This window comes from Flavobacterium sp. MEB061, assembly GCF_000834715.1.
Taxonomy (GTDB): Bacteria; Bacteroidota; Bacteroidia; order Flavobacteriales; family Flavobacteriaceae; genus Flavobacterium; species Flavobacterium pectinovorum.
Genome location: NZ_JXQR01000007.1, coordinates 151,292 through 170,685, shown reverse-complemented (window position 1 = coordinate 170,685; position 19,394 = coordinate 151,292). Strand labels below are relative to the sequence as shown.

Here is a 19,394-nt window from a genome sequence, read left to right as displayed (position 1 = left end):
TTTGCACCCACAATTGAGCGGATATGGTGAAATTGGTAGACATGCCAGACTTAGGATCTGGTGCCGCAAGGCGTGTAGGTTCGAGTCCTATTATCCGCACGAAAAAAGCTTCTGAGAAATCAGAAGCTTTTTTGTTTTTGGGATCTCGTCGAATTTAACTACGAATGATGGATTAAAATCCATCCCTACAATATGATCCGTTCCTCCGGAACTCTTTATAAAATTCCATAGGAATGATTTATTTTCTAGCCAGGGATTTTAATCCCTTGAAACACAAGCTAACCCCAATATTATTAAACCCGACAGGTTTTAAAAACCTGTCGGGTTTAACGCAAAACTTGTGATCAATAACTAACGGATTTCACTCCACATCCAAATAAGGATCTAAAACCTCAGCTAATTTATTCAGCCAATAAAAATTATCTTCGAGATTGTTGAATTCAGTTTCTACAGTTTCGCAACCTCTCATGGCGCATAAAGAAAGAACATAATTTACTTGTCGAATTGTCTTTGCCATATCTTCAGAATCAATTGTCTTTCTGAAAAAATCTATTAATCTGGTTTCGGTTTCTTTTGAAAAGCTGTTTTCACTCATAATTTCAATTTTTATATTACAAAAATCATGAGATTTACTTTTCAATTGAACCCATATATGAGTTCAATTTTATTTTAATTTTTCTTATACAGAATCAAATTTCGGCTAAAGCCTTTTTTCTTTCAAAACATAAAAAAAACCTCCAGCTAAAGCAGGAGGCAATTCACTTAGCACAAAAAAACCTTTGTCAAAGTTTGAAACTTTGACAAAAGTTTCTCATATTTTAAATGAACTTATATCTCTTATATGGTTTAAAATTTTAGCTATTCAATAATTCTAAAACTTTATCAACATTAACTTCACTATAATCATTTATGTAAAAACTACATGGTGGCAATTGCTCTTTTGTATGCGTACTCAAAACGCCAACCACTTTCATTCCTGCATTTAAGCCCGCTGTAACGCCCGAAAAAGAATCTTCGAAAACAATACAATCAGACGGAGAAATACCTACACGTTTGGCAGATTCCAGATAAACTTCGGGATTTGGTTTATGAGCTTTCACGTCTTCGCTAGACATCATAGAATCCATTTTATCACCTATTTTTAATGTGCTTATAATCAAATCCAGATTCGCACGCGGCGCCGAAGTTGCAACGGCTGTTTTAAAACCACGAGATTTCAATTCGTTTAAAAACTCCAAATAATGCGGAATCGTTTCGACTTTGTCTTTATACACTTCACGAAACATGGCTTCTTTTTCGTCTTCCAATAAGGTAAGTTCCTCTCCGGCAATAGAACGTTTGAAGAAATGCGTCATAATATAACCGTTATGTTTTCCGTACATATGTTCCTCAAACTCTTCGTTTGTATACGGAATTTCATATTTATTAAAAAATGCCTCGAAAGCCTTTACATGATGCGGATTCGTGTGACAAATAACGCCATCCATATCAAAAATAACACATTGCTGTTTCATTATATATTTTGTTTTTAACGGTTCGCAAGATACTTAATTTCCGCAGAGTTGCACGGAGGTTTTTCGCGGAGATTCGCTAAGATTTATTTTTGAATCTCGCAATCCCGATAGCTATCGGGAGCAGAGTCGCAAAGTTTTTTATTTATTGCCACAGATTAAAAAGATTTTTCACGCAGATTTAGCAGATTACGCAGATTATTGATGCTTTTAAAAAATCAGCCAAATCTGCTAAATCTGCGTGAATCAAAAATCTTTGCGACTCTGCGCCTTTGCGCGATTAATTTTCTACCCTATCCAAATCTTGCTCTTAACCAAAGTCATCGTTTGTCTTAAATGCTGATTACACGCAATCAAAATAATCAAAATCACCAAACCATACCCAACGATGGTATAAATTTCCATATCGGCCAATAAAGTCGATTGTTTGGTAACGGTGCTAAAAAGTTTTTTTAACGCCAAAGTATTAGAATCATCAGCTGAATATCCTTTTGCCATAAAACTTTGTGCTGTTGTGGCTATGGTTTCCTGCGCTTCGGGATTTTCGCCGGTCACAAACTGACTTAGCTTTAAAAAGTGTTTTTTATTTAAAAATACCATGGCATTCTGCATCACACAAAACCCAATTGTGCTTCCCCAAAAACGTCCAGAAACACCAACAATCCCGGAAGAAACCGCCATTTTTGCCGGAACTGACGATGTGGTAAACAAAATCAACGGAACAAATAAAAATCCAACACCAATGCCTTGTAAAACATACGGAATAATAATATCTGATAAAGCTACATCTGGCACAAAAAGAAACGTAAACCAAAAGTGAAACAACGCAATTAGCGAAAAACCAATGATAAAAATAATTTTGGTCGAAACCGATTTCATCAGAAAATAAGCGGCGAGAATCAGACCAATTACATTTCCTAATCCGTTGATATATTGTACGCCCGCAACGCGCGACGGATCCCAATTCCAAATAGAAAACATTGCCGAATGACAAAGACTCAACGTTGCTCTGCTGATGTAAAAAAGGAAGAACAATAAAAACCCGATACGCAAATTGGCATATTTAAAAACTTCGAAATTAAAGGTTGGTCTTTTTACCAAAAGTTCTTTAAAAATGAATAATCCGCCCGTAATCAAAGCAATCATCAGCATTAAAACCATTTGAGAAGACTCGAACCAATATTTTTTTTCGGCATAAACAAAAAAGTAAGCACCACAGAGAATTGCCGTTAGAACCAAAATATAACTCATCCAATCGATTTGATACAGCGGAATTTTCTTTGTAATTCTATGTCCGCGAAAAGTTACCAAGATCAAAAAAACATTCAAAACCTGAAGTCCGCCCGAAACATACAGCATGTATTTCCAATCGTAATGATCCAGAAACCAAACGGCAATATTCATGATAAATGGCGTTGATAATAATAACGAACCATAATAAAAGGAGAAACCAATTATTATAGCGTTTTTAGAATGAAACTGCTCAATCAATAATTGTCTGATCGTAATTACCGGAAGCGCCATTAAAATTCCCTCGAGAACGCGCAGTAATAAAAACACATAAAAATTAGTAATATACGCCGATGAAACAATCGTAATTCCGATTAAGGAATACACCGCCATCAGGTAATTTTTTGCAGGGAAAAAACTCGAAAATCGGCTTTCTATTAAAATCGTGGCCAGCAAAGTTCCGTACGTTACGCACATCGCAAACTGCAAATCTTCGGGCTCAATATCCAGAAAACTAGCCGCGTACGTTACGTTTGAAGTATAAACTCCCAATAAAATCATGGAATGCAACAAACAGACAAACAAAATAATAATGATTGCCCATTTTGGAACCCAGGATTTAAAAATACTTTTATCTTCCATTTTATTGGTGTTCTGCGATAACCGTGATGTTCATTCCGGCTCTTAAAAAATCGGCTTGTTTATCGGTTTCTTTCAACTGAATTCGAACCGGAATTCTTTGTTCGATTTTTACAAAGTTTCCTGTTGCATTATCCGGAGGCAATAACGAAAATCTCGCGCCACTTGCCGGAGATAATGATTTAATAACTCCCGTAAATTCTTTATTATTTACAGCATCGGCCTGAATTTTTACTTCCTGACCAACGGTTAAATACTGCAATTGTGTTTCTTTAAAATTGGCCGTAATCCATTTTTCTTTACTTACTATAGAAAGCAGCGATTGCCCTTCTTTTACCATTTGTCCCGGCTGCAAGATTCTTTTCCCAACCCAGCCGTCGTAAGGGGCGGTAATTATAGTATATGAAAGAAATAATGCCGCATTATCTGCCACAGCTTGTTTCGATTCTATAATCGTTTGCGCCGTAGGAACATTGGCCTGCGCTTGCGAAGTACTTAAATTAGAAGACTGAATTCGGTCCTGCATTTCTTTATAATGCGCTTGCGCCGATTCGTAATCTGCCTTAAATTTTTCTAATTGCTGAGACGTTGCCGCTTCCTCTTTTACCAAAGCCTGATAACGCTCGTATTCTAATTTTGTTTTCCAAAGATTGGTTTTTGCCGCCGCCAATTGCGATTCGCCAATAACTGTTGAAATTGCCGTAGTCGCCACATTTTTTTGAGCCACAACACTGCTTTGTTTCGCACTTTGAACATCGGCAAGAGCCACATTCAGTTTTGATTTGTATTCTCGATTATCAATTACAACCAAAGTATCGCCTTTGTGCACAAACTGATTTTCTTCAAAACGAACTTCCTGAACATAACCTGTAATTCGCGACATAATTGGCGTTACATATTGTTCTACCTGCGCATCATTGGTTTCTTCGTGATTGCTATTAAACACATAAAACCAAATTCCTAAAATGATTCCGCTTATTATAAGCGTACACGCAATAATTGTTATTATGATATGAAACGTTCTGTTTCTTCTAGTTTCATTCTTTATCTTAACCATAAAATCTATATCTTTTGTTGTCTATTTTCTATTCTCTAAATTCTATTCTCTTACCTCTTTCTTTTAACTTCTTTCTTCTTGCCTCTAAATTCTAAACTCTAACTCTGAGGCATAATCCCAGCCGTATGAAGCAATTCGTAATGTTTTAGAATCGCATCAAGTCGTGTAGAAATTTTATTGTATTTTGCCTGAAGCAATGCATTATCGGCATCCACCATTTCGGTAATTAAAACCAATTGGTTTAGGTATTTCAGTTTTACGATTCGGTAATTTTCATTCGCCAAATCCAAAGCTTTATCCACAACCACAAATTTTTCAAGGATTTCCTGATATTGTGTATGCTCCTTAAACAGCTTATCCTGAATTTCATCTTTTATAATTTCAGACTGCATTTTCTGCCATTCGATTTCTGTACTGGCTTGTTGTACTTTGGTTTTGTTTTTATACAAAGCCGAAATATCAAAATGTGCTTCAATACCAATTTGCCCTAAAGTGTACAAATACGGGTTTGGCGGGAAGAATTTGTAATTTGGATAATAAAAACCATAATTTCCAAAGAAGTTTACCGTAGGCAGATAGTTTCCTTTAACTAACTTTAGTTCTGTTTTTTTGATGTTTAATTCCTGGCTCGCCATTCGCATCTCTTCATTCTGAAAAGCTTTTTCCAAATAAAAATCATACGGATCTAAGCCATTCAATTCATCCATATTCGCTGTTGTATCGATGGTAATTTCTTCTGTTTCCGGAAGCTGAATCAACGTTTTTAAATCGTGAAGGGCGATTTTTATGTTTTTAGAATTTGTCAGCGAATTTAATTCACGGTCCGAAAGCTGTAATTCAGCTCTAATAACTTCGTTTTTGGTTATTGTTCCGTGTTTTTGCAATGATTGCACTTCTTTTAATCGGCTTTTTTCTTCTTTGATATTTTCTTCAAAAATTTTCTGAAGTTCCATCATTTTATAAATCGCCAGATAATTCGCCACCACTTCAAGCTCGATATCATTTTCGGTTTTTTCCGTTTTTATTTTGGCGATTTCACTTTCCTGATTGGCAATTTTGATGGCATTATTGATTTTATTTCCAGCATAAATTGGCATTTTAAAGCTTGAATTAACCTGATAAATTTCAGGAATTGCCTTTGTTACTTCTTTGCCATTCAAAAAACCATTGCCTTTAAATTCGGTAATATTGGTAATTCTGGAATATTCGCCGTTTAATTCGATATCCGGCAAACGGAGTTCTTTTCTTTCTTTGATATTTTGCTCTGAAAGCGTAGTCTCTAATTGAGATCTAAGGATTTTTTTATTGTTTTCTTTCGCCAGTTTCAACGCTTCATTTAACGAAACGGCATGAATTTCCTGAGCCTGTAAACTATTAAATGTCAATACAATTAGAAATAGCAACACGATTTTGAGAAAACAATCTTCTGTAGAATTTGTTATTTTAAGGAACATGAATATATAAATATTTTGATACTGCAAAGTTCCTGCATTTTTCTCGTGACTGATAATTCCAAAAAGTCAATAACATATTCATTTCGGACAAGAATATTTGTTTTGATTGCCCACAGATTTTACGGATTTAGACAGATGTGCACGGATTATTTTTAGTAAATAAAATCATCAAGTAGGTTTTTGGCTTCAGACAATCGCATGATTTTTAAACAAAACCTGTGTAGATCCGCTCAAACCCGTCAAATCCGTGTGCCATTATTCACTTTCTATTTTTTCCTCAAAACATCCTCTCCATTTAAATAATCCGAAGGACGTTGACCGAGGATTTTAAAGAAAGTATTACTAAATGTCGGTACGCTGCTATAGCCAACTTCCTGCGCAACTTCTTTAACCGAAAGTTTTCTGTCAAGCAAAAGTTCAATCGCTTTCAAAATTCTGCGAATAGTATAATATTGGATGAAAGACATTTTAAGATCTTTTTGAAACAAGCGATACAAAGAGCGTTCGCTATAACCAAATTCATGCGCCACATCGGCAAACAGAATTGTTTCTCCAAGATTATTTTCAATATGTCGCAGGATTTTACCCAAACGCGGGTCTTTTGGTAAAGGCAATTCAAGTGGTAAATTGGTCAGGCATATTTGAGGAAGAATCGCTTTTATCGCTTTTGCAATCACAAAATTCGGACTTCCTTTCTTCAAATCGCCATTCCATTGATTGGTAAAAAGCATCATTTGAAGCAGTAAATTATTCACCGGATAAATACCTTCGTTTTGATAAAATTCATCTTCATTTTTTTCAACCGGAAAATACAAATTTCGCATCATCACATTTTCAGATTTTGGATGAATGCTGTGTGCCACATTCGCCGGAATCCAGATAAAATGCCGTGCCGGCAAGAAATAGGTTTTGGTTTCTGTAGTTACAAAAACAACATCGCCTTCGGCATACAGCATTTGTGCTTTATCATGTTTGTGTGTCGGAACCAACAATTCTCCCATCAAATCATGATGACAGTAAATGCTTTTTTTATCGGCATCTACTTTTTTGATGTAATACTTGTCTACTTTAAAAGTTGATTGTTCCATTGAAAAAATTTCTTGGGATATATAAATGTAGGGAAATTTAAATTCCAAATAAAAAATTCCAAACTCAAACTGAATATGTTTCATTGGAATTTGGAATTTAAAAAGATTGGAATTTATTTTAGAAAACTTTCTAAAACAAAAAAGCCTTTCCGTTAAGAAAGGCTTCTCCCAATATTTGCGGTCTGGACGGGACTCGAACCCGCGACCCCATGCGTGACAGGCATGTATTCTAACCAACTGAACTACCAAACCAACTGCGTTATTGTGACTGCAAAAATACAATAGAACTTTGATTCTGCAAGGGTTTTTACGAATAAAAATTGATAAAATTTTAAAAGGTTAAATCCCAATATTTTATCCCGAGACTTCGGGACCAAATTCCAATTAAATGCGCAGATCTTTGTCAAATTCACGAACTTTGACAAAGATTTTTCATACAAAAATATTCATCACCTTGCTAAACATAGCCCGTGGTTGAAACCACAGGCTATGTTTAAATCCAATTCAATAAATCATTATAAGCGCAAAGGTTCGCAAAGCTATGAATAAACTTTGCGAACCTTTGCGTTCCCGATAGCTATCGGGATAGCGCTCTTCGCGGTTAAACCAAACAAAGAATATAAAATTGGAATTGGGAATTTAAAATTTTGGAATTTACCAAATAGCTATAAATCAAAAAAGCCATCCACAAAAGTGGAAAGCTTTTCATTGGTCTAACTACTAAACCAGCTACGAGTTACAAATTCGTAGCAAAACAACACAACTAATCTTAGATACCGTATTTGGGCAAAAAAGCCTTTCCGTTAAGAAAGGCTTTTCCCAATATTGCGGTCTGGACGGGACTCGAACCCGCGACCCCATGCGTGACAGGCATGTATTCTAACCAACTGAACTACCAAACCTCTGCGTTATTGCGGTTGCAAAGATAGTACAGAATTTCATTTCTGCAAGTGTTTTGATAAAAAAAATTAAATATATTTTTAATTCCTTAGCCAAAGTTTTGTTTTTCAACTAAATATGTAGTCAATATTTTTTCAAAATTGTCGCCCACATTTACCGGAACGTACTTAATTTGGTTCTTCGCGCAGGTTAAAGCGAGTTCTTTAAAATAACTTTCTGCCCTTTTTTCATATTCTGCTTTTACATTATCGGCAAAAATAGATACTTCTTCGCCAGATTCTAAGTCAATGAACTTTCTTGGCGTGTTATCAAAATCAAATTTTAACTCTGTTGCATTATCAACAACATGAAACAAAATCACTCTGTGTTTGTTGTGTTTTAAATGTTGTAAAGCATTAAATAACTTCTCATCATCTTCTGACTGAAACATATCTGTAAACAAAATAATCATCGAACGACGATGCATTTTCTCTGCAATTTGATGCAAATACGTAATCGTATCGGTGGTTTTTTTGACTTTTGGCTGTTCTAATAATTGTTCTAATTTATTGAGCAGCATTCTATGATGACGATCGCTTCCTTTTTCGGGAGCGTAATATTCGTAATTATCTGAGAAAACGCTTAAACCAACGGCATCGCGTTGTTTCTTTAAAATATTCATCAAAACTGCCGAAGCCAAAACGGCAAAACCAATCTTTTTTTCATAAAAAGGCTGATTCGATTTTAGTTCCGGATAATGCATCGACGACGAATTATCGACAATAATATGACAGCGCATATTGGTTTCTTCCTCAAAACGTTTGGTATACAAACGATCTGTTTTGGCAAACAATTTCCAGTCGATATGTTTGGTGCTTTCTCCTGCATTATAGACTTTATGCTCGGCAAATTCGGCAGAAAATCCATGAAACGGACTTTTATGCATTCCGGATATAAAACCTTCCACAACCTGATTTGCCAGCATTTCGAGATGCTGAAAACTCGAGACTTTCTCTATTTCCGTTTCAATTTTCATTCGGTTTCTTTTTTAATATTTTGGGCGCGATACAAAGCGTCTGTCGCCTGAAATAATTTTCGTTTTAATATCGGACTAAAATTAGGGTTTTCTTTTAAGAATTGCTGTACTTCATCAAAAGCATATTTCGAAGAATAACGACCAATGGTTCCACTTAGCCAGTCTTTCGGAAAAAATATATCTCCGGTTCGCTGAATTTCATCGGTCAAATCCAAACAAAATCTCAAATGTTTTTGAGCGCTTTCCTGACGCAAAGGGTGAAAAACATTTCCTAAAGCAGATGAAACCCACGATTCTTTTTCTCTGTTTTTCTCTTCTTTTAAAGATTGAATAAAAGCATCACGAACAGATTCTTCTTTTGATAATGAAGGTAATAAAAACTCAAATCGCTTTTGCCTGTCCGGATTTGTGATTGCTGCTTTCGCTTTATTCAGGATTTCATCTGCTTTTTCATGCTTAAAGATAGCCAAATTCATAGCGATATTGGTATAATCGTCTTCGTTTAATTTCAAATTTGCGATCACAATTTCCTTATTCCAAATCTGATATAATTTGGCTTTCGCCGGATCTGAATACGCAATTGAGCTAAATAAATTAAACAAAGTCTTTTTAATATTCCCCGTTAAATTGGTCTGTAAACGATTGTAAACTAAATCTTCAAATTGTTTTTGAGTGGCGTTTTGTTGTTTTTCAGTTAGAAATCTCCAAAAAATACTGCTTGCATTATTTGTCAGTATTTTTAAAACTAATTCGTTCTCTTCGAGTTGAATTCCTTTTAAAAAACAATCAAAAGCTTTAGTTGGTGCAATATTTCCCTTTAAGGTATTTTCATAAAGATTACTATAACTCGATGCTCTTGCAACCTCATCTTTTAAGTTTGAAATAAAGTTTAAATTATTCCCGTCAAGCGGAAAAACACCGTAACCAAAACCATTATAATTGTAAATAATACTCAATGGTTTTTCAAGTCCGATTGCCTCTTTTAAGATCGTTTTTTTATCCTTTATGGCAACATCAATTACTTTTACATTATCAGCATAAATCAACCCTATTTGAAAAACCTGCGGCCAGATATTATTCGATTTATCTTCGGCTTGTTGATTGATTTCGAACTTTTTGATTCGGTTTTTAGCATCATATTCTACTTTATCCGAAAAAATCGCTCTTCCTGATTTATTCACCCAAACTTCACTCCATTTTTTCATATCGAGCGGTGTTTCAGCATCCAGAATTTCTACAAGATTATTCCAGTCAGCATTGTCATTGGCGTATTTTTTAATGTATTTTTCAATTCCTTTCTGGAAAGCTTCCTTGCCCATTGTAGCTTCTAATTGACGCATCATTATTGGCGCTTTGTTGTAAATAATGCTTCCGTAAAGCGATCCGGCGTCTTTTAAATTGTCTAAATGTTGTCTTATCGGATGTGTACCCAAAGAACGATCTTCGGCGAAAGCCCCTGAATAATGCGTTGTAAAAAACTGCAGATTATGATTGATTTTCGGGAAAATCGGATTCATGATTTTGTCTGCCATAAAATTCGCAAACACTTCTTTCATCCAGACATCATCAAACCATTTCATGGTCACTAAATCGCCAAACCACATGTGCGAAGTTTCGTGAGCGATTAATTTGGCACGGCTTAATTTTAATTCGTCTGTCGCGGTATTGTCTAAAAACAAAGCCGATTCTTTGTACTGAATAGCTCCAACATGCTCCATTCCGCCATATTGAAATTCAGGAATCGACGCAAAATCCAGCTTCTGAAACGGAAACGGATAATTAGTATATTTTTCTAAGAATTCTAAAGATTGTTGGTGTAATTTAAAAATAGTATCGGTACTTGTCTGAAGTTTTTCGGGATTGTTTTCGCGATACAGCATTGTCATTTCTCGATTACCAGGCTTTTGAGTAACACTTTTGAATTTCCCGGCAACAAAGGAGAACAAATACGTACTCATTTTATCTGATTCATTAAAAGTGTAATTGACAAAATCACCTTTTTCAGATTTGTTTTTTACATCGGCCCCAGCCAAAACTGACCAATCTTTTGGAACTTGTAAAGCCATATTATAAGTCGCCTTAATATCCGGCTGATCTAAACACGGAAACAACGTACTTGCGCGATCCGGAACTAGTAAAGTATATAAATAATCATCGTTTCGGTTTAATGATAAATTACCGGCGATAAATGAAATTGCAATTTTATTTTTCCCTAAAATCAAACTTTCAACAGGAATAATAATATGCCCTTTTTCGTGTAAAACGGTAATACTTTTTCCGTTTGCTTCAATTGATTTTATGTTCTGTGTTTTCTCCTTAAAATCCAAATACAAAGGCTGACTTATATCTGATAAAGTCAAATGCAGCTTCATTTCCGATTTAATATCTTCATTTTTTTGATATGGAATTTCGAATAATAAATCATAAGAAACATCCGAGATTTGATGTTTTCTAAAAATAGCCAATTGTTCTGAAACGCCATTTTCTAAATGAACGCCTTCTTTTTGTTTTTGAGAAAAACCAATTGTTACAATCGTAAAAATGCAAAGAAAGTTATAGAAGATTTTCATTTTTAAAGGAATATAAGATTCGTTAAAAATAAAAAAAAGGTTTGGGTTTAGAAGGTTTTCTTTTAATCTGTTTCAAAAAATCGCCATGAATTCACCAATTATTTTTCATTATAAAGATCAAATAAAAAAATTCGTGAATTCGTGGCAAAAAAAAAGCCCGACTAACGCCAAGCCTTTTCAAAACTTACTAAATCAAACTATTCCAAAATTATTCTGTTTGCTGAAATTTAAATGTCATGTCTCCAGCGTAATACGTGTTACGTGCATTCGTTGGGAAAAGCGTTTCTGTAGCAGTGCTTGAGATATATGCATAACCTGTAATGGTAATATTTCCGGCTACGATAGGATAAGTTGCTGCAGATCCGTCGGCTTTTGTTCTGTTGATCCAGTCATCGCTGTTTACCGTAAAAAAGTACTCTTTGTCTTTGGTAAGCGAGATTGGTGTAATCGTTTTTTCGACTGTAACATTGGCGGTAGCTACATTTACCATTTCAGATTTGATCACTGTTTTAGTCGCTGCATCCCACAAAGTCACTCTCAACGTTGAATTCACATCCGGAATTTTCACAATAATAGCATTGATTTTTCCGGTTACAGTTGGTTTAAAGCTGAAACCGTATTCATAAATTCCTGCATTTTTTTGATCTGCTGCTTTCTGATAAAATCCTGAGGTCGACATATAAGCCTCAAGCGGATTTTCGGAATCATACATAACCGGATCTGGTTTATCATTATCACTGCTGCATGAAACTGCAAAAATTGAGATTGTAAAAAGAGTTAAAATGGTTTTTAAAGTTTTCATAATAATAGTATTTTAAAAATTGTATTGAATTGGTTTTATTGGTTTAAAAGCTAAATGATGCCTTTTTGGTTATTGCTGAATATTAAAATGCGCGCAAACTTCTTCATAACTCATTTTAGAATAATCCACTTTTGCCATTTTTGATGTCGCAGCTGCAACACCTCCGGGAATCAAAATATATCTCCATGTAAGCGATGTTGGAATATTTACAGTTCCTCCCTGATCATGTCTAAATCTGAAAAGTTTGATTTTTTTTAGCGTAGAAACAGCTGTAATTGTATTTACAAATCCACCTGCTGTTGATGTATAAGGCAATGAAAATGTACCAGATCCAAAAGACACATAAACTAATACAGTTCCTTTTGAAAGTATATCATCTGTTAATTGTGGTACATTAAGTGTTGTAGACATTCCCGAAGTACCATCTACCGTTTCTGCAACTGCAGTTGGGGCAGTTAACCATGCGCTGTAAATAACATTTGCCGTTCCGGTTGCGCCCGTTGCTCCGGGTTGTCCATCAACTCCATTAATTCCGTCGGTTCCGTCATCACTGCTGCATGAAATTGTAAAAAGGGCAAGTAATAAAAGAGTAAAAATGGTTTTAAAAATTCTCATAATAATTTGGTTTTAAAAAATTCATTAAATAGTTCTTATTTAGGTCAATAACATTATTTTTGTAAAAGTCAGCCGAGTAACAAATTTGTTTATTTTTGGCTGATGAATTATTTACAGGACAAATTTGCGTGATTAAAACAGGCCTGAAAACAGCTAATAGACAGACGACATTTTAAATAGACAGACGACGTAAAATCAACTTAAATGACCAACAAATACACTTGTATTATTATCGATGACGACGAAATTGACAGGCTAACGGTGATTTCGTTTGCCAAGAAATTTCCCATTCTGGATATTTTAGGTGTTTTTGAATCGGCTGAAGAGGCACTTTCGATTATCGAAAAAGAAAAAATCGATGTTTTGTTTCTGGATATTGATATGCCGGGTTTAAGCGGCATTGAGTTTCGAAAAAAAGCGCTCGAAATTCCGGTTTGTATTTTTATCACCGCACATCCGGAACATGCCGTTGAAAGTTTTGAAATTGAAACGCTCGACTTTATCGTAAAACCTTTAAAACTGGATCGCTTTGCACAAACTGTAAGCCGCATTGAAGAATTTATAGAAATCAAACTCAAAGCGTCTCTTTTTGAAGCAAGTATTGGCGGCGATACCATTTATATTAAGGAAGGTCACGAACAAACGAAAGTAAAGCTTCATGAAATTTTATATCTCGAAGCATTAAAAGATTATACCTTAATTATTACCGATAAAAAAAGACACTGCGTTTTATCGAGTATCGGAAATCTTCTGAAAGAAAATCATTTTCAGTCTTTTATTAGAATTCACAGAAGTTTTGCGGTTCAGAAACAGTTTATCCAAAAAATAAATTCTTCTGAAATTCTTCTTAATAATAACATTACAATTCCTGTTGGCAGAAGCTATAAAGACAATCTAAACCTTTTGGCATGAAACGAATAGGGATTTTGTTTTTGTATTTTATTACTTTCTCTGTTTTGGCACAACAAGAACCCAATTTATCCCGCTATAAAACCATTCCCGAAAAGCTGCAGGCACAATTAAATTACACGCGCGATATCTTGAATTTAGATGAATATTCTAAAGTTATATCCAGTACACAAAAAGGCATTAATCTCTCTCAAAACCATCCGGCTTATTTAAGTAAATTCTATTTTTTTAGAGGAATGGCTTATGAATTCAATAACAACCAATATCAGGAAGCATTGGTTAACTATGAATTAGCCTGGAAATATGCTAAAAAAGCAAGGCATCTCAAGAACGAAACTTCTGCTTTAATGCGGCTTAATTACATCTATTATGCATTAAATGATACCACAAAAAGAAAATCTTTGGTACTCTATATCAAAAATGTAGTTGACACCACAAAAAGCGTTTACACAAAAGCCGTTTTATATGGAAGTCTGGGAGAATATTATTTAGATTATGCTCAATACGAAACGTTTATTGGATATCAGTTAAAAGCGATAATTTACAAAAAACAAATTCCAAAAAGCGTTGCAAACGACGAGAATATTGGAGTTTCTTACTGCCAGATTGCAAGTGCCTATATCAAAATGAAACAATTTGATAAGGCAATTGAATATTTAAAATATTCTAAACCTTATATAAAAACGTCTGCGTATATAATGGCTTTTTGCAGCAATTATTATATTCAGTGTTTTGTAGCCGAAAAAAAAATAGACAGCATTCAAAAATATTACAAATTAATCTACAGCTATCCTTCAGAAAAAGACTCTTTATTTCTCAATTTAAGTTTTGCAAACCGAAGCATGTCTGAATATTACGTAGATAAACACCAGCTAAATACAGCCCATAATTATGCTAAAAAAGCAGTTTTATTAGGCAAAAAATCAAATGATGATGACATAATTATGGAAGCCAATACCGTTTTAGGAAGAGTTTTATATGAAAAACGGGATTACAAAAAAGCAATCGAAATCCTGAAATCGGCCTCAAAAAACGCTTTGACTTATGATAAGGAATCATATGTTATGATCAATAAAAAATTATCTGAAAGTTACGCTGCACTTGGACTTTGGCAAAAAGCCTACCAATACAACGAAATCTACAGCAAATATAATGACGAAATGATGCAGGAATCAGCTAAACAGAATATTGCCAACGCCGAGGCTCGTTATCAAAACAAAACCAAAGGACAGGAAATTAAAAATCTTTCGGCTCAAAATACCATTAAAAACATTCAGATTGCCGATGCTAAAAAACAACGTATCTATTTAATTTCAGGAATGATTTTGGTTGGAATTATCGGATTGTTGCTTTTTCTACAAAACCAAAATAGAAAGAAAACCAACCAGAAATTACAGCTTTTAAATAAGGAACTCGACGAAGCCAATAAAATCAAGGCGCGCTTTTTTGGCATTTTGAATCATGATTTACGAAGTCCGGTTTCGAATTTGATTCACTTTTTACATCTTCAAAAAGAAAGTCCGGAATTAATTGACGAAGCTACCGCTTTACGAATGCAGACCAAAGTGATTTCCGGAGCCGAAAATCTGTTGTCATCCATGGAAGATATTTTGTTGTGGAGCAAAGGACAAATGGAAAGCTTTAAACCTCATCTTCAAAAAATAGAAGTTGCCGCTTTATTCGAAGAAACAAAAAAGCATTTTGCAAGTGTAGAAAACATTCAGCTTTTATTCGAAAATATGGAAAATAGTATTATAAATACCGATGAAAATTACCTAAAAACCATTATTAGAAACCTAACCGGAAATGCCATAAAAGCATTAGCAAAAACCTCCAACGGGAAAATAATCTGGAAAGCCTGGCACGAAAACAACCAAACCTATCTTTCGATTACAGATAATGGCACGGGCGGAACTCAGGAACAATTCAAAGCGCTTTACGACGATTCACAAGTCATCGGAATCAAATCTGGTCTCGGATTGCATTTAATTCGGGATTTGGCTACAGCCATAAACTGCAAAATCGAAGTTTGCTCAAAACCGGATTTAGGAACTACTTTTACGATTAAATTTTGCCACTAATTACACGAATTTTCACGAATTAAAATAATCAAATTTTTGCAACGAATTTAAAAGATTTTTTCACGCAGATTTGGCAGATTTAAGCAGATTTAATTTTGATATTACTCATATATAAATCTGTGTAAATCTGCTTAAATCTTTTAAAATCTGCGTGAAAAATTTAAGCACAATTAAAATAAATAATTTGTGAAATTTGTGGCAAAAAAAACTTTATTCCAATAAAAAAGGCTTGACTTTCGTCAAACCTCTTTTATATAAATCATAATCTTACGATTACAACAAAGCGTCTAAACTATCAGAGTAAGTTTGTTTCGGAGCAACTCCTACTTGTTTACCTACTACTTCACCGTTATGAAAAACCAAAACGGTAGGTATGTTACGCACACCATATTTTGCAGCAAATTCCTGGTTAGCATCTACATCTACTTTACCAACCACTACTTTACCTGCATATTCTTCGCTGATTTGGTCAATAATTGGACCAACCATTCTACAAGGACCGCACCATGCTGCCCAAAAGTCAACCATTACTGGTTTATCTGATTTTAAAACTACTTCGTCAAAAGTAGCATCTGTTATTGCTAATGCCATAATATCTATCGTTTTTAAATTTATCGTCTGATTAACTTAAGTATCAAACTAGAGTACAAATTTAAAAATTAAAAACCAATCAAACACCATTACCAAATTAGTTTTCATTATAAATGCATTGTCATTTATTATATTAATCCCATGTTTTAAAATTGTGAGATTTAACTTAAACTACAGAATGACGTATTTTAAAAATAACGTCAGTTTTTTATGCTATCTTTAATGTTCCGGAAACTTCATTTATTATGAAAGCACTTTTACACCACATAAAAAGCTTTTTACAATCCTCTCATTTTAAGATATATGCCAAACGATTTGGCTTTTTTATTTTAGGATGCATTGCGTTTGTGATTATTGCATCGGGCGCATTATCGTTTTATTTTAATCAAAATAAAACCGAAATCATTGCTAAAATCAACACAAAAATTAATGAAAACATAAATGGGAAATTTCATGTTGGCGATTTTCAATATAAATTTTTAACCGGTTTTCCGAATTTTACTTTGGCTTTAAAAGATGTCGAAATCAAAGACAATCAATGGCATATTCACAAACATACTTTATTGAAAGCCAAAGAAATCGAAGTCCGTTTAAATGTTTGGAGTTTACTGCAAAACGAAATCAACATTCATAAAATGCTCATTAACGACGCCGATATTTATGTGTATAAAGCCGAAAACGGATATTCGAATGCTAATCTTTTTAAACCCAAGAAGAAAAAATCGGCAGGAGATAAATCTGATACCGAAACCAGCATTGATCAAATCGACCTCAACGACGTTCATTTTACATTAGACAATCACGTTGGACATAAATTGTTTGATTTTGAAATCGAAAGTTTAAAATCGAAAGTTGATTTTGACGGAGACAACTGGGAAACCGATGTTTACCTGAGAACCAATATTGAAAGTCTGGCTTTTAATACCGTTCACGGCAGTTTTGCGAAACAAAAAATTCTCGAAGGCACATTTAATGTTTCTTATTCTGATGAAAAAGAAAAGATTGACGTTGTCACCAAAAACCTGAAAATCGGAACTGACTCTTTTGACATTATTGCTTTTTTTAATCTTACTGAAGGAAAAGCCCTTTTCGGAATCAATATTTCAACAACAATTTTATGGCAAAATGCATCCAATTTATTATCGGCAAACATTAGTTCGAAACTTAACCGATTTGATTTGAAAGAAGAAATCGATGTGAATTGCGACATTAAAGGCGATTTTAATCAGGAAGGCGATCCGAAAATTGTCGTTCAGGCCGAAGTAAAAAATAACGAACTCAGTATTCCCGATGGATTAATTACCGATTGTGGTTTTAAAGGCATTTTTACCAATAATTTCAAGCCAAAAGACGGTTTTAACGACGCCAATTCGGCCGTTATTTTAACCCGATTTTCGGGTAAATACAAAAATATTCCGCTTACAATTCCGCAGGCTGTGATTAATAATTTAGAAAAACCACTGGCAACCGGAATTGTAAATTCTGATTTCGATATTGAGAACCTCAACGAAGAAGACACCGAAAAATGGATTCATTTTACCGAAGGTCACGCTTCGGCCAACTTAAAATTTCAGTTTGATATAGTCGATTTATACATTACAAAACCGCGATTTATTGGCAATGTAAACGTAAAAGATGTTTCTTTTCATTTTATTCCGAAGAATCTTCACGCCGAAAAAGTAAACGTTCAGCTCGACTTTACCGAAAAAGCGTTATTGATTAAAAAAATCGCTTACAAACACAACAAAAACATCATTTATCTGGAAGGCAAAATCGATAATTTCCTGAATTTATATTACGACGCTCCCGAAAAAATGATTGTAAACTGGGATATTTATTGCCCAAATATCGACTTAAAACAGTTTTTGGGTGTTTTGGCGAGTTCTCAAAAAAAGAAAGTCACGGCCAAAAAAGCCACCATGTCTGACCAATTGCGAAACGCTATCGAAAAATGCGTGGTAGACATCAACATCAAAGCCGATAAAATAAACTACAATAAACTGACCGCCACAAACACAAAAGCCGAAATCCAGATGATCGATTCGCACCTTGTAATTAAAAACGGTTCACTGCAAACTTCCGGCGGGAGCATTACTTTTAATACTACAATTTCGCCAAATGGCAAGAACTATAATTTTGTCTCCAACGCGCAGGTAAATCGTGTTGATATTGCGAGTTTTTTAAAGTCTTTCAACAATTTCGGAATCACCTCTTTTAGTCCCAAAAACATAAAAGGCAGATTGAGCAGTCACGCCAATGTGAGTGGTTTCATAAACAGTCGGGGTGAATTACTGACCAATTCGATGCACGGAAAACTCGATTTTAAGGTAACTCAGGGCGCTTTACTCAATTTTGAACCGATTGTAAAAGTGGGCAAATTTGCTTTTCCGTTTCGCGATGTTCAGAATATAACCTTCAGCGATTTGTCCGGAAACCTCAACATGCGCGGCGAGCAAATCGATATCAACAACCTACTGATCAGTTCTAATGTGCTAAACTTAGACATTAACGGAATTTATTCTTTTGGCCGAGGCACCAATCTCGCCCTCACCATCCCACTCCGAAACTCTAAAAACGACGCCAAACTTGCCAGTCAGGAAGAACGCGACGCCGTTCGCGATCGCGGGATTGTGCTGCATTTGGTTGCGGTCGATGATGAAGGGAAAATGAAAATTAAGTGGGGGAAGAAGGGGAAGGAGAAATAAAGTTCTTTTTATAATAAAAACACGTATATATACTCTACTATGTTTTTTTATTTATTGATATACTTGCCTATATTAATTTTAATGTATTATGGTTTTCCATAAAATGTAATTAGTTAATAAAGTATATTTGTTTTTGAATTGTATATTAAAACAATTTGAGAGAAAAATTTTACTAATATTGCAAATGAAACGAATATTCTAAATAGAGAAGTATTTCGTTCTAATAA

The 19,394-nt window shown here is 34.5% G+C and carries 13 protein-coding genes, 3 tRNA genes and 1 pseudogene; 4 read left to right on the top strand and 13 right to left on the bottom strand.

Translation table 11 applies throughout. The features are described from left to right. The first annotated feature begins 17 nt into the window (after window positions 1-17). Window positions 18-99 (top strand) — tRNA-Leu (locus RT99_RS03600). A 262-nt stretch (window positions 100-361) separates the two neighbouring features. On the opposite strand, the gene RT99_RS03595 is transcribed toward RT99_RS03600, so the two are convergent. From RT99_RS03595 to RT99_RS03540, 12 genes and pseudogenes are all read right to left on the bottom strand, one after another. Then, window positions 362-595, bottom strand: a complete 234-nt coding sequence (locus RT99_RS03595) for a hypothetical protein (RefSeq protein ID WP_042563358.1) — start codon at window positions 593-595, stop codon at window positions 362-364. 391 nt (window positions 596-986) lie between these two features. Then, window positions 987-1,514: pseudogene (locus RT99_RS03590) on the bottom strand (HAD family hydrolase); the annotation flags it as partial. A gap of 285 nt (window positions 1,515-1,799) precedes the next feature. Further along, complete coding sequence (locus RT99_RS03585; protein ID WP_042563356.1) at window positions 1,800-3,383, bottom strand: MFS transporter; 1,584 nt, start codon at window positions 3,381-3,383, stop codon at window positions 1,800-1,802. Window position 3,384: 1 nt separating this feature from the next. Continuing rightward, window positions 3,385-4,437 (bottom strand): HlyD family secretion protein, encoded by a 1,053-nt coding sequence (locus RT99_RS03580; protein WP_042563355.1) that lies wholly within the window; start codon window positions 4,435-4,437, stop codon window positions 3,385-3,387. Window positions 4,438-4,535: 98 nt separating this feature from the next. Then, the gene (locus RT99_RS03575; protein WP_042563354.1) at window positions 4,536-5,891 is read right to left on the bottom strand and encodes a TolC family protein; all 1,356 of its coding nucleotides are present in this window, start codon (window positions 5,889-5,891) and stop codon (window positions 4,536-4,538) included. 266 nt (window positions 5,892-6,157) lie between these two features. Then, window positions 6,158-6,979 carry an AraC family transcriptional regulator gene (locus RT99_RS03570; protein WP_042563421.1) on the bottom strand — a complete coding sequence of 274 codons (822 nt, stop codon included), beginning with the start codon at window positions 6,977-6,979 and terminating at the stop codon, window positions 6,158-6,160. Window positions 6,980-7,157: 178 nt separating this feature from the next. Next, a tRNA-Asp gene (locus RT99_RS03565) sits at window positions 7,158-7,231 on the bottom strand. 576 nt (window positions 7,232-7,807) lie between these two features. Then, window positions 7,808-7,881, bottom strand: a tRNA-Asp gene (locus RT99_RS03560). Between the two features lie 86 nt (window positions 7,882-7,967). Then, entirely contained in the window at window positions 7,968-8,894 is a 927-nt protein-coding gene (locus RT99_RS03555; protein WP_042563353.1) for a DUF58 domain-containing protein, read from the bottom strand. Further along, window positions 8,891-11,464, bottom strand: a complete 2,574-nt coding sequence (locus tag RT99_RS03550) for a M1 family aminopeptidase (RefSeq protein ID WP_042563352.1) — start codon at window positions 11,462-11,464, stop codon at window positions 8,891-8,893. Before RT99_RS03550 ends, RT99_RS03555 begins: the two co-directional genes overlap by 4 nt. A 208-nt stretch (window positions 11,465-11,672) precedes the next feature. Next, entirely contained in the window at window positions 11,673-12,266 is a 594-nt protein-coding gene (locus RT99_RS03545) for a DUF4082 domain-containing protein (protein WP_042563351.1), read from the bottom strand. 69 nt (window positions 12,267-12,335) lie between these two features. Then, window positions 12,336-12,881 (bottom strand): hypothetical protein, encoded by a 546-nt coding sequence (locus RT99_RS03540; RefSeq protein WP_052483532.1) that lies wholly within the window; start codon window positions 12,879-12,881, stop codon window positions 12,336-12,338. A 204-nt stretch (window positions 12,882-13,085) separates the two neighbouring features. Between RT99_RS03540 and RT99_RS03535 the strand changes: the two genes are divergently transcribed. Together RT99_RS03535 and RT99_RS24565 are read left to right on the top strand one after the other, a co-directional pair. Further along, complete coding sequence (locus RT99_RS03535) at window positions 13,086-13,793, top strand: LytTR family DNA-binding domain-containing protein (protein ID WP_042563350.1); 708 nt, start codon at window positions 13,086-13,088, stop codon at window positions 13,791-13,793. Continuing rightward, the gene (locus tag RT99_RS24565; RefSeq protein ID WP_052483530.1) at window positions 13,790-15,871 is read left to right on the top strand and encodes an ATP-binding protein; all 2,082 of its coding nucleotides are present in this window, start codon (window positions 13,790-13,792) and stop codon (window positions 15,869-15,871) included. Before RT99_RS03535 ends, RT99_RS24565 begins: the two co-directional genes overlap by 4 nt. Before the next feature lie 273 nt (window positions 15,872-16,144). On the opposite strand, the gene trxA is transcribed toward RT99_RS24565, so the two are convergent. Continuing rightward, on the bottom strand, window positions 16,145-16,462 hold the full coding sequence (gene trxA, locus RT99_RS03525) for a thioredoxin (RefSeq protein ID WP_042563349.1): 318 nt from the start codon (window positions 16,460-16,462) through the stop codon (window positions 16,145-16,147). Window positions 16,463-16,707: 245 nt separating this feature from the next. Between trxA and RT99_RS03520 the strand changes: the two genes are divergently transcribed. Continuing rightward, window positions 16,708-19,167 (top strand): AsmA-like C-terminal region-containing protein, encoded by a 2,460-nt coding sequence (locus RT99_RS03520; RefSeq protein WP_042563348.1) that lies wholly within the window; start codon window positions 16,708-16,710, stop codon window positions 19,165-19,167. Window positions 19,168-19,394 lie beyond the last annotated feature (227 nt).